Below are 11,849 nucleotides of genomic sequence, written 5' to 3' on the forward strand. Positions count from 1 at the left end.
GCTGTGTCAGGCCGTGGTCGTCGCCTCATCCTGAAGTCTCTGGCGATCCCGGATGGCGGTCCACCGTCGGCCTGACTCGATGATGCCCTCCTTCTTCCATCGGCTCATGACGCGAGAGACGGACTCCGGTGTGGAGCGGGCGAGTCCGGCCAGATCGGTGCGAGTCAGGGGCACCTCGAGCATGATGCCGTCGGGACCGCGGTCCTCGCCCAGCTTGTCGGCCAGCCGTAGCAGCGCTGTCGCGGTCCGCTGGCGAACGGTCTCGGTGACCTGCCCGCCAATGTCGGACTGGGCGCGGATCAGTCGGTCCGCAACATCGTCGAGGACCCGCAAACCCACCCGTGGCTGGGTGGCGAGCACGTGACGGAAGTCGGCTTGGCCGATGCGCAATGTGCACGTCCCGACGAGCGCGGAGGCGGACTGCTGGTGGTGTGGCTCGCCGGTGGAACTCATCGCGCCGAACAACTCACCGGGCACCAAGATGTCGGTGACGGTCTCGGTCCCGTCGGGCGTCACCTGGGACAGCTTCACCCGTCCCTCGGCGACCACGTAGAGGGATTCCGCTCGATCCCCGGCGTGGAAGATGTAGTCGTCCGCTGCCCAGGAGCTGGTCTGCATGCGACGGTCGATCCGGTCCAGCTCGTCCTCGCTGAGCCCGACGAAGTACGGCGCTCGGCCGAGCACGTACATCCGCACCGGTCTGGGGCACCGGTGCGGGAGCGTGATCTCGCGAAGGGGGATCACGCGGCGCCCGTCGGCGACAGCCGTGGTCACGCGGTCGGACTCCTGGCCTGACATGACAGCACCCTAGCCCGGCTGACCATGACCCCTGCTCGCACGCCGTGGCCCGTGGGCACACCACGTACGCGGTTGATTGACGGCCGTCATGTTCGGGCGCGCAGAACCCCCATACGTTGAAGGTGTCGTCGAGGGAACACCTCGAAGTCACTGGAAAAGGAAGGTTCACCATGACCGCCACGGCCTCAGCCACCACCCACACCGTCTTCCGCGCCGAGGGCTTCAGCTGCCCGTCCTGCGTGCCCAAGATCGAGAAGCAGGTGGGCCGCCTCGAAGGTGTCCAGGGCGTGAGCGTGAAGTTTGCCTCGGGACGCGTCGAGGTCGACCACGACGCCTCGGTCACCACCACCGACGAGATCGTCGCCGCCATCGGCAAGGCCGGCTACAAGGCCGCCCCCTCCGCATTCTGACCACGCTCTCTGAAAGGTCGTCACCATGAATTCCCTGACCCGCTGGGTACGCGGTCCATGGACAAACCCGACGGCGTCGGGTCTGCTCATCGCCCTCGCCGCGATCTTCTCCTTCACCGAAGGCGTGAATCCGTTCTCGGACGGACACGCCGAGGGTGCCGGCGCCCTCCCCGCTGCACTGATCGCCTCGGACCTCCTCATGGTCGCCGCAGCCGTGGTCGCCGGCACACCGATCCTCATCAAGGCCGTGCGGGCCCTGATGACCAAGATGATCGCCATCGACCTCTTGGTCTCGGTCGCCGCGATCGGCGCGGTGGTCATCGGTCAGTACTGGGAGGCCGCTGCGGTGACCTTCCTCTTCGCCATCGGCCATGCACTCGAGGCCCGGACCATGAAAAAGACCCGCTCCGCTCTCGCCGAGCTGGTCGCCGTCGCTCCCGACGTGGCCGTCGTGATGCGCGATGGGAAGCAGGTCGAGATCCCAGCAGCCGGGGTGGAGCCCGACGAGACCGTGCTGGTCAAGAACGGCGCCAAGGTCCCTGTCGACGGTGTCGTCATCGGTGGCACCGGCGCCCTGGACGAGTCCTCGATCACCGGCGAGTCCATCCCCGTCGAGAAGGGGGAGGGCGACGAGGTGTTCGCCGGCACCATCTCCGGTGGTGGCTTCCTCCAGGTGCGCGCCACCGGCACCGGCGCAGACACCACTCTGGCGCGGATCATCCACCGGGTCGAGGAGGCACAGGATGCCAAGGCCGCGACCCAGACGTTCATGGAGAAGTTCTCCGCCTGGTACACGCCCGGCATCATCGTGCTCGCCCTGGTCGCGGGTCTGGTCACCGGCGACGCGGTGCTCGCGCTGACCCTGCTCGTGATCGGTTGCCCGGGAGCCCTGGTCGTCTCCATCCCCGTGGCGATCGTCGCGGGTATCGGCCGCGGCGCCAAGGACGGCATCCTGATCAAGGGCGGCGAGTACCTCGAGACGAGCGCACGGATCTCAGCCGTGGCCCTGGACAAGACCGGCACCCTCACCGAGGGCAAGCCCTACCTGACTGACGTCACCGTCCTGGACCCGGCCCTGGACCGATCCGACGTGCTGGGCTGGGCGGCTCGCGCCGAGGCCGGCTCCGAGCACCCGCTGGCCCGCCCGATCATCGACGCTGCAGAGGCCGAGGGGCTGCCTGTCCACGGTCTGCCGGAGAGGACCGAGCCGGTGGTCGGGATGGGTGTCATCGCGACTCTCGACGGCCAGCGTGTCTCCGTGGGCAACCTGCCGCTGCTCACGGTCGAGGGCATCGCCGACGACAGTGGTGCCGCGACCGAGGTCGACCGGCTCGCCGGGCTCGGTCGGACGCCGATGGTGGTCACTCTCGACTCCCGTGTCATCGGTGTGGTCGCGGTCGCTGACCGGATCCGTTCCGACGCGCAGGAGATGATCGCCCGGCTGCACGATGCCGGCGTGCAAAAGGTCGTCATGCTGACCGGTGACACGCAGCGCGTCGCCGATGCGGTCGCCGCGCAGGTCGGCCTGGACGAGGTCCGAGCGCAGCTGCTGCCGGAGGACAAGCTCACGATGGTCGCGCAGTTGAAGGCCGACGGGTACACCGTCGCGATGGTCGGCGACGGAGTGAATGATGCTCCCGCGCTGGCCACCGCCGACATCGGGGTGGCGATGGGTGCCGCGGGCACCGGGGTCGCCATCGAGACCGCCGACATCGCGCTGATGCAGGACGACCTGCTCAAGTTGCCGCAAGCGGTCGACCTCGCCCGCCGGACGGTGAACGTGATGCGCCAGAACATCGCGATCGCGCTCATCACGGTGGTGTTGCTCCTGGCGGGAGTCTTCGCCGGGGGAGTCACCATGGCCATCGGGATGTTGGTCCACGAAGCCTCTGTCCTGCTGGTCATCGTCAACGCGATGCGGCTGATGCGGCGCAACGAGGACCAGCACAGCGCAGGTCCTGCACCCGCCTCGGATGCCCGTGAGTTGCAGACCGCCGGCGCAGGTCCCTTGTCCTGAGCGCACCCGGAGGGTCTCGTGAGGCCCGAGCCCCCGTGGGCTCGGGCCTCACCCATGCACTGGACCCTTCGCATGCCCGTCGATCGGTCGTGATGGTGCGCTGGGGTGCTTGCAGGAGGCAGGGCTACGTGGCTGATCCCGGCGAAGGGCTGGCAGGCGCCCCCAAATGTTCATCTTGGCAGTCCATCCTTCGCCCGTGACCTCCCCTTCGTCCTTGTTGCCCTCGCTCCTCGCGGGTGACCGGGCCACTGCTCCGCGCACTCTCGTCGACATCTTCACGAGCGTCGTGGCTGCGCACCCGGACGCGCCGGCCGTCGACAGCGGCCGCGAAAGGCTGACCTATGCCGAGCTCGGCGAGGCGGCGTCGGCGCTGGCCGAGCAGCTGGCGGAGCTCGGGATCGGTCCGGGGGACAAGGTCGGGGTGCGGATCCGCTCCGGCTCCACCGACCTCTATGTCGCGATCATCGGGATCCTCGTCGCCGGCGCGGCCTATGTCCCCGTCGACGCGGACGACCCGGACGAGCGAGCGCGCGTGGTCTTCCAGGAGTCCGGTGCTGCGGCCGTCGTCGGCAACGACCTGGTCATCTCGACCACCGTTGCGGGCCAAGGGCGCTCGCCGAGCGAGCCGACGCACCCCGGGACGAGTGATGACGCCTGGGTGATCTTCACGTCGGGCTCCACCGGCACGCCGAAGGGAGTGGCCGTCACCCATCGCAACGCGGCCGCCTTCGTCGATGCCGAGTCGCAGATGTTCTTGCGTGAGGACCCGATCGGCCCGGGGGACCGGGTGATGGCGGGGCTGTCCGTCGCCTTCGACGCCAGCTGCGAAGAGATGTGGCTGGCCTGGGCCTACGGCGCCTGCCTCGTACCCGCACCCCGGTCGCTCGTGCGCTCCGGCGTGGACGTCGGCCCGTGGTTGGTGGCCAACGAGATCACCATCGTCTCGACCGTCCCGACCCTCGTGTCGCTGTGGCCGCCGAGCTCGCTGGAGCAGGTCCGGCTGCTCATCATGGGCGGCGAGGCCTGCCCGCCCGAGCTGGCCGCACGCCTGCAGGCGCCCGGTCGCGAGGTCTGGAACACCTATGGCCCCACCGAGGCCACCGTCGTCGCCTGCGGCGCGATGCTCGATGGTAGCGACCCCGTGCGCATCGGCCTGCCGCTGGCCGGGTGGGACCTCGCCGTCGTCGACGCCCACGGTCAGCCGGTCGCGGCGGGGGAGTCCGGTGAGCTGATCATCGGTGGGGTCGGCCTGGCCCGCTACCTCGACCCGGCCAAGGACGCGGAGAAGTACGCGCCCATGCCCACCCTCGGCTGGGAGCGTGCCTACCGCTCCGGTGATGTCGTGCGCAATGACCCGCTCGGACTGGTCTTCGCCGGTCGCGCCGATGACCAGATCAAGCTCGGCGGCCGGCGGATCGAGCTCGGCGAGATCGACGAGCAGCTGCTCCGTCTGCCCGGGGTCGTCTCCGCGGCGGCCGCGGTCCGCTCCTCCCAGGCGGGCAACACCTTGCTCGTCGGGTACCTGACGACCGACGCGCGGTACGACGCGGCACGCGCCCGCGACCTCCTGCGCGAACGCATGCCCGCTGCGCTCGTACCCCGCCTCGCGGTCGTCGACGAGCTGCCCACCCGCACCTCCGGCAAGGTCGACCGCGATGCCCTTCCGTGGCCCCTCCCGACCTCGGGCGACACCCCGGCGCAGGGCGATCTCGGCGAGACCGAGCAGTGGATCGCCGCGCTGTGGGCGGAGATCATCGGCGCCGAGGTGCGCAATCCCTCGGACGACTTCTTCGACCTCGGCGGTGGCTCCCTCACCGCGGCCCAGGTCGTCAGCCGACTGCGCGAGCGCAGCCCCGAGACCACCGTCGGTGACCTCTACGCGCACCCGACCCTCGGCGACCTCGCCGCCTGGCTCGACGAGTCCGCGGCCGCGTCGACGATGGTCCTGACCGATCGCAGGATCAGGCCGATCCGCACGCGGACCCAGGTGGCCCAGCTGGTGGCGATGGTCCCCCTTCGTGCCCTCGCGGGGATGCGGTGGGTGGCCTGGCTGCTGCTCGGCTCGACCATCGGGCACCTCGTCCTGCCGTGGCTGCCGACCGGTCCCATCTGGCTCGTCGCGCTCACGACGGCGCTCTTCCTCACCGCCCCGGGCCGGATGGTGCTCGCCGCGCTCCTGGCCCGGCTGGTCCTGCGTGGCGTGACGCCGGGCTCGCACCCGCGTGGTGGCAAGGTCCACCTGCGGCTGTGGCTGGCGGCCCGCATCCAGGACGAGCTGGCCGCGGCGTCGCTCTCCGGTGCGGTCTGGTTCCGTTGGTACGCAGCGTTGCTCGGAGCCAAGATCGGCGAAGGGGTGGACCTGCACGCTCTTCCGCCGGTCACCGGGTGGCTCGACGTCGGGCCGGGGGCCTCCATCGAGCCCGAGGTGGACCTGCTCGGCCACTGGATCGACGGTGACCTCGTGCACGTCGGCCCGATCAGCATCGGGGCCTCCGCCAGGATCGGCGCCCGCAGCACGATCTCCCCGGGGTCGGCCATCGGTGCGGGCGCGGAGATCGCCCCCGGATCGCACGTCACGGGTGCGGTGACGCCCGGCGAGATCTGGTCGGGGGCGCCGGCGGAGCCGCACGGCCGGGCACGCGGTCCGTGGTCCTCGCAGGAGGCGCCCGCCCCCAGGGCCTGGCTCCTCGGCTACGCCGTGCTCGCCCTGCTCATCGCCTCCCTGCCCGGGCTGGCGACCCTCGCCGGCGCAGCCGTGCTCTGGCCGGCCGTCTCCGGGACCGACAGCCTCGGCGAGGCGGTGCGGACCTCCCTTCCGTGGCTGCCGCTCGCCGCGCTCGCCGGCCACCTCGTCCTGGCGCTCCTCGTCCTCGGCCTCACCCGCCTGCTCGGCACGCTCGTCCAGCCCGGTCACTACCCGGTGCGCTCGGCGCCCGGCCTGGCGATCTGGGGGACCATCCGCCTCCTCGACGAGGCACGGGACTGGCTCTTCCCCATCTACTCCAGTGCCTTCACCCCGATCTGGTTGCGGCTGCTGGGCGCCCGCATCGGCGTCGGCGTCGAGGCATCGACCGTGATGCTCATCCCCAAGCTCGTGCGCGTGGGCGACCACGCCTTCCTCGCCGACGACACGATGATCGGCAGCTACGAGCTCGGCGGTGGCTGGATCCGCGTCGAGCGGGTCAAGGTCGGCAAACGCTCCTTCGTCGGGAACTCCGGGATGCTCGCGCCGGGCCGACGGGTGCCCAAGCGCTCACTCGTCGCCGTGCTCTCCGCCGCCCCTGGTCGCGATGTCGTCAAGGCGGGCCAGTCCTACATCGGCTCGCCGCCGCGCAGGCTGCGACGGACGGCCGACGAGCAGGACGCCAGCCGCACCTATGACCCGCCGACCCGGCTGAAGGTCCTGCGCGCGCTCGTCGAGCTCTGCCGGGTCATCCCGCTCCTGTGCTCGGTCGCGCTCAATGTCGCGGTGGGTCTGGCGCTGCTGGTCCTGCTGGACCGGTCGGTCTGGGCCGCAGTGCTGCTCGCCGGACCCGTGATGATCGTCGGCAGCCATGTCGCGGCCGGCATCACCTTGGTCGCCAAGTGGGTCCTCGTCGGTCGCCACCGCGCGGGCGAGCACGAGCTGTGGACCCCCTTCGTCTGGCGCAACGAGCTTGCCGACACCTTCACCGAGATGCTCGCGGCGCCCTGGTTTGCCCGGATCACCGCCGGCACGCCGGCGCTCAACGCGTGGCTGCGCCTCATGGGCAGCACGGTCGGCGCGGGGGTCTGGTGCGACACCTACTGGCTCCCCGAGAGCGACCTGGTCCGGCTCGGTGACGGCGCGACCGTCAACCACGGCTGCGTGGTGCAGACCCACCTCTTCCACGACCGGGTGCTCAGCCTGGACACGGTCGTCCTCGAGGAAGGCGCGACCCTCGGGCCCAACAGCGTCATCCTCCCCGCGTCCAGCATCGGGAGGGATGCGACGGTCGGCCCGGCGTCACTGGTGATGCGTGGTGAAGGCGTACCGTCGCGCACACGATGGATCGGCAACCCGATCGGACCGTGGGAGGAGCGCCAGTGAGGCGGCAAGGCACGGACGACTACGTCCCCGGGCACGGGGACGCGTCCTACGACGTGGAGCACTACGAGCTGGTGCTGGACTACCAGGTCACCGGCAACCGCCTGTCCGGCGAGGCGACGCTGACCTGTCGGGCGCTGCAGCCGGTGAGCCGGGTCGAGCTGGACCTGCACTCCCTCAAGGTCGCTCGCGTGCACGTCGACGGGAGCGTCGCCAAGTACGCCCACCGCTTCGATCGGCTCGCCGTCACGCTCGGGCGCACGGTGCCCGAGGGTGAGGACTTCGAGGTGCGGGTCAAGTACGCCGGCACCCCCAAGCAGGTGCGCAGCCGCCATCTCGGCGAGGCCGGATGGGAGGAGCTGGAGGACGGCGTCCTCGTCGCCGCCCAGCCGCACGGCTCGCCCTCCTGGTTTCCGTGCAATGACCGGCCGGACAACAAGGCGACCTACGAGATCGCGCTGACCGTGGCCAAGGGGTACCACGTCGCCGTCGCCGGTGAGCTCGTCAGCAGCACGACCCGCGGCAACGCGACGACGTGGACCTACCGCCAGGACGACCCGATGGCGACCTACCTCGCCACGGTGCAGATCGGCCAGTACGAGGTGCTCGAGCAGAAGGGAGCGCCCGTCCCCGTCCGCGTCGTGGCACCCGCCGACCGCCCCCGAGAGGGCTTCCGGGCGGCCTTCGGCAAGCAGCCGCAGATGCTGGGGTTCTACGCCGAGCTCTTCGGGGACTACCCCTTCGCGTCGTACACCGCGGTGATCACCGACGACGACCTGGAGATCCCGCTGGAGTCACAGGGCCTGTCGACCTTCGGTCGCAACTTCATGAGCGACGACTGGGAGAGCATCCGGCTCGTCGCCCACGAGCTGAGCCACCAGTGGTGGGGCAACTCCGTGACCCTCACGCACTGGCGGGACATCTGGTTGCACGAAGGCTTCGCCTGCTACTCCGAGTGGCTGTGGTCCGAGCACATCGGGCTGATGACCGTCGGCGAGCGCGCGGAGGTGCACCACGAGCGGGTGCGTACCGATGACGGTGACGAGCTGCTCCTCGGTGACCCGGGCGCCGAGCTGATGTTCGACGACCGGGTCTACAAGCGCGGCGCGCTCACCCTGCACGCGCTGCGTCACCGGGTCGGCGACGACGCCTTCTTCGAGGTGCTGCGGACCTGGAGCGCCACGCAGCGCCACACCAATGTCACCACCGCCATGTTTGTCGCGCACGCGGAGAGCGTCACGGGGGAGGACCTCGGGGACCTCTTCCAGGCATGGCTCTACGAGGTCGAGCTGCCACCTCTGCCGGCCTGAGGGATGACGACGACGGCTGCGGCCAGGCCATCGGGGGCCGCGATGTCCTCGACCTGCCAGTCAGCGACCCGGATCTCGCTCATCGGCGTGCTCAGGCCCGTGCCGAGCGCCTTGAGGATCGCCTCCTTGCGGCACCACATCGCGGCCTGCTGCGCCGGGGCGTCGGCGGACTCGCTCGGGTGGAGGACCAGGGCCGGGTCCCAGCGTGAGGTGACCGCGTCGATCGACTCGACATCGATGCCGACCGGGTGGTCCGCGATGACGGTCACCACGTGCTCGCCACAGTGGGAAAGGCTGACATGCGGGCTCGTGCCGTCAGCCAGCCGGACCCATGGGCGCCCGTGGGTCGCCGAGCCGCAGGTGGGGCAGTGGCGGCCGGTGGTGATCCCTTCGAGACGCTTGCTGGGCAAGCTCCTCACGGAACGGGCGACATGTGCGCGGAGAGCGTCGTTGGCGGTCCCTTCGAGACGCTTGCTGCGCAAGCTCCTCAGGGAGCGTGGGGCGTGCCACATGATCTCCACGAGAGCAGGGTAGGGCGTGCGGGTCCTCGAGGTCTTCAGGATCTTCCTGCTGCTCGGTCTGACGAGCTTTGGCGGGCCGGTGGCGCACCTGGGCTACTTCCGCGAAGCCTTCGTCGTGCGGCGGCAGTGGCTCACCGAGGCGGCCTATGCGGACCTCGTCGCGCTCTGCCAGTTCCTCCCCGGGCCGGCGTCCAGCCAGGTCGGGATGGCGATCGGACTACGCCGTGCCGGCTACCTCGGGATGGCCGCGGCGTGGGTGGGCTTCACCCTCCCTTCGGCCCTGGTCATGCTCGCCTTCGCGCTCGGCGCGCAGGCCGTCGGCGTCACCGGGGACGAAGGGTGGTTGCTCGGCCTCAAGGCCGCCGCCGTGGCCGTGGTGGCCCACGCGGTCATCGGGATGGCGCGCACGCTCGCCGTCGGGCCGCGTCGCGCCACCATCGCCGTGGCCGCGCTCGCCGTCGTGCTGCTGCTGCCGTCGGCGACCAGCCAGGTCGCTGCGATCGTCCTCGGGGCACTCGCCGGGCTGCTCTGGCTGTCGGCCGACCCGGTCACCGACGAGGAGGACGAGGCGGTCCCCGTCCGACGACGCGCCGCCCTCGCGGCCCTGGCGATCTGGGTGGGGCTGCTCGTCTCCCTTCCCGTCCTCGCGGTGCTCGTCGACGACCCGACCCTGGGCATCGTCGACTCCTTCTACCGCGTGGGGTCGCTCGTCTTCGGTGGTGGGCACGTGGTGCTGCCGCTGCTCGAGGCGGAGACCGTCGGCCACGGCCTCATCGGGCACGGGGACTTCCTCGCCGGCTACGGCGCCGCGCAGGCGGTCCCGGGGCCGCTCTTCACCTTCTCCGCCTACCTCGGTGCGCTGGTGCCCGGGCAGAGCGCTCCGCTCGGGGCCCTCGTCGCGCTGCTCGCGATCTTCCTGCCATCGGCGCTGCTCGTCGTCGCCGGCCTGCCCTTCTGGCAGCGGCTGCGTCGCTCGGCCCGGTCTCGCCGCGCCCTGGCGGGGGCCGGGGCGGCGGTCGTCGGGCTCCTCGCCGCCGCGCTCTACGACCCCGTCTTCACGCAGGGGATCACCGGCGCCGGGACGATGGTCGTCGCGGCGGTCGCCTTCGTCGCGCTCGCGGTGTGGAGGTCGCCCGCCTGGGCAGTCGTGATCGGGGCCAGCCTGCTGGGCGCGCTGCTCCTCTGACGCGGGTCTCGAGGCTCCTCGCCGGGGCTCGTCGCACCTCGACCAGCGGTGGTACGCGGCTCCTCGCCGGGGCTCGTCGCACCTCGACCAGCGGTACGCGGCTGTGATCAGTCCAATACCCCGAGGATTTCGCCCCCGTCAAGGGCTGCGCCACAATGGGAGACGTGAGCGATACCTCAGCCAAGCACCGCGTCGTCATCATCGGATCCGGCTTCGGCGGCCTCTTCGCCGCCAAGGCCCTGAGTGGCAAGGACGTCGAGGTCACCCTTGTCTCGCGGACGGGCCACCACCTCTTCCAGCCGCTGCTGTACCAGGTGGCGACCGGCATCCTGTCCGAGGGTGACATCGCCCCCGCGACCCGCGACATCCTCGCCCGTGACAAGAACGTGCGCACCATCCTCGGCGATGTCATGGACATCGACCTCGAGGCCTGCACGGTCACCTCGCGCTCGCTGGGCCAGGAGACGGTCACCCCGTACGACAGCCTGATCATCGGCGCCGGCGCCGGTCAGTCCTACTTCGGCAATGACCACTTCGCCCGCTACGCGCCGGGGATGAAGGACATCGACAACGCCCTCGAGCTGCGCGGTCGGATCTTCGGCGCCTTCGAGCTCGCCGAGACCACGACGGACCCGCACGACCGCGAGCGGCTGCTCACCTTCGTCGTCGTCGGCGCCGGACCCACGGGCGTCGAGATGGCCGGTCAGATCGCCGAGCTCTCGCACAAGACGCTCGCTCACGAGTTCCGCCACATCAACCCGCGCGATGCCCGCGTCGTGCTCCTCGACGGCGCCGATCAGGTGCTGCCCTCCTTCGGTGACCACCTCGGTGGCAAGACCCGCACCAGCCTCGAGAAGCGCGGCGTCGAGGTCCAGCTCGGCGCGATGGTCAAGCAGGTCGACGGCACCGGTATCGAGGTCCAGGACAAGGACGGCACCCTCCGCCGCATCGAGTCGATGACCAAGGTGTGGGCCGCCGGCGTCGCCGCCTCCCCGCTGGGCAAGATGGTCGCCGACCAGGCCGGCGCCGAGGTCGACCGCGCCGGTCGTGTCCACGTCGAGGAGGACCTGACCCTCCAGGGCCACCCCGAGGTCTTCCTCATCGGCGACATGATCAACCTCAAGGGCTACCCGGGCGTCGCCCAGCTGGCGATCCAGGGCGGTCGCTACGCGGCCAAGGAGATCGTCGGCCGCCTCGAGGGCAAGGAGCCGCAGGCCCCCTTCGTCTACAAGGACAAGGGCTCGATGGCCACGATCTCCAAGTACTCCGCCGTTGCCAGCATCGGCAAGATCAAGCTCACCGGCTTCGTCGCCTGGCTGGCCTGGCTGGCGGTGCACCTCATGGCGATGGTCGGCTTCAAGAACCGCGTCTCGACACTGCTCAACTGGATCATCACCTTCGTCGGCAACAACCGCAACGAGCGCGCGACCACGATGCAGCAGGTCTTCGCGCGGCGTGCGATGGAGGACCTCGGTCCGGGTGCGTACCCCGAGCTGCCGCGGCGCGGCCACGAGGAGCAGCGCGACGCGTCGTAGGGTGCG

At 70.6% G+C, this 11,849-nt stretch carries 8 protein-coding genes; 6 read left to right on the plus strand and 2 right to left on the minus strand.

The genetic code is table 11. The features are described 5' to 3' along the window. Positions 1–6: 6 nt before the first annotated feature. Complete coding sequence (locus JLI01S_RS02925) at positions 7–798, minus strand: Crp/Fnr family transcriptional regulator (RefSeq protein WP_068259681.1); 792 nt, start codon at positions 796–798, stop codon at positions 7–9. A 170-nt stretch (positions 799–968) separates the two neighbouring features. On the opposite strand from JLI01S_RS02925, the gene JLI01S_RS02930 reads away from it, so the two are divergent. From JLI01S_RS02930 to JLI01S_RS02945, 4 genes are all read left to right on the plus strand, one after another. Further along, positions 969–1,208 (plus strand): heavy-metal-associated domain-containing protein, encoded by a 240-nt coding sequence (locus tag JLI01S_RS02930; RefSeq protein WP_068259685.1) that lies wholly within the window; start codon positions 969–971, stop codon positions 1,206–1,208. A gap of 25 nt (positions 1,209–1,233) precedes the next feature. Then, positions 1,234–3,225 carry a heavy metal translocating P-type ATPase gene (locus tag JLI01S_RS02935; protein WP_068259688.1) on the plus strand — a complete coding sequence of 664 codons (1,992 nt, stop codon included), beginning with the start codon at positions 1,234–1,236 and terminating at the stop codon, positions 3,223–3,225. A gap of 166 nt (positions 3,226–3,391) precedes the next feature. Further along, positions 3,392–7,294, plus strand: a complete 3,903-nt coding sequence (locus JLI01S_RS02940; protein WP_084349145.1) for a Pls/PosA family non-ribosomal peptide synthetase — start codon at positions 3,392–3,394, stop codon at positions 7,292–7,294. Next, positions 7,291–8,601 (plus strand): M1 family metallopeptidase, encoded by a 1,311-nt coding sequence (locus JLI01S_RS02945; protein ID WP_245634507.1) that lies wholly within the window; start codon positions 7,291–7,293, stop codon positions 8,599–8,601. Before JLI01S_RS02940 ends, JLI01S_RS02945 begins: the two co-directional genes overlap by 4 nt. On the opposite strand, the gene JLI01S_RS02950 is transcribed toward JLI01S_RS02945, so the two are convergent. Next, entirely contained in the window at positions 8,568–9,011 is a 444-nt protein-coding gene (locus JLI01S_RS02950) for a 4'-phosphopantetheinyl transferase family protein (protein WP_169797276.1), read from the minus strand. The two genes, JLI01S_RS02945 and JLI01S_RS02950, sit on opposite strands and share 34 nt — an antisense overlap. Before the next feature lie 127 nt (positions 9,012–9,138). Between JLI01S_RS02950 and chrA the strand changes: the two genes are divergently transcribed. Both chrA and JLI01S_RS02960 read left to right on the plus strand, forming a co-directional pair. Continuing rightward, positions 9,139–10,308: a chromate efflux transporter gene (chrA, locus tag JLI01S_RS02955; RefSeq protein WP_068259702.1), complete on the plus strand. Its 1,170-nt coding sequence runs from the start codon at positions 9,139–9,141 to the stop codon at positions 10,306–10,308. Between the two features lie 155 nt (positions 10,309–10,463). Then, positions 10,464–11,843: an NAD(P)/FAD-dependent oxidoreductase gene (locus JLI01S_RS02960; RefSeq protein WP_068259705.1), complete on the plus strand. Its 1,380-nt coding sequence runs from the start codon at positions 10,464–10,466 to the stop codon at positions 11,841–11,843. Positions 11,844–11,849 lie beyond the last annotated feature (6 nt).

Origin of the sequence: Janibacter limosus NBRC 16128, from assembly GCF_001570985.1 — a bacterium.
GTDB lineage: Bacteria > Actinomycetota > Actinomycetes > Actinomycetales > Dermatophilaceae > Janibacter > Janibacter limosus.

Bases quoted from the DNA above. Each gene is read 5' to 3' on its own strand.
- JLI01S_RS02925 (WP_068259681.1), bottom strand. From the start codon at position 798: ATGTCAGGCCAGGAGTCCGACCGCGTGACCACGGCTGTCGCCGACGGG.
- JLI01S_RS02930 (WP_068259685.1), top strand. From the start codon at position 969: ATGACCGCCACGGCCTCAGCCACCACCCACACCGTCTTCCGCGCCGAG.
- JLI01S_RS02935 (WP_068259688.1), top strand. From the start codon at position 1,234: ATGAATTCCCTGACCCGCTGGGTACGCGGTCCATGGACAAACCCGACG.
- JLI01S_RS02940 (WP_084349145.1), top strand. From the start codon at position 3,392: ATGTTCATCTTGGCAGTCCATCCTTCGCCCGTGACCTCCCCTTCGTCC.
- JLI01S_RS02960 (WP_068259705.1), top strand. From the start codon at position 10,464: ATGGGAGACGTGAGCGATACCTCAGCCAAGCACCGCGTCGTCATCATC.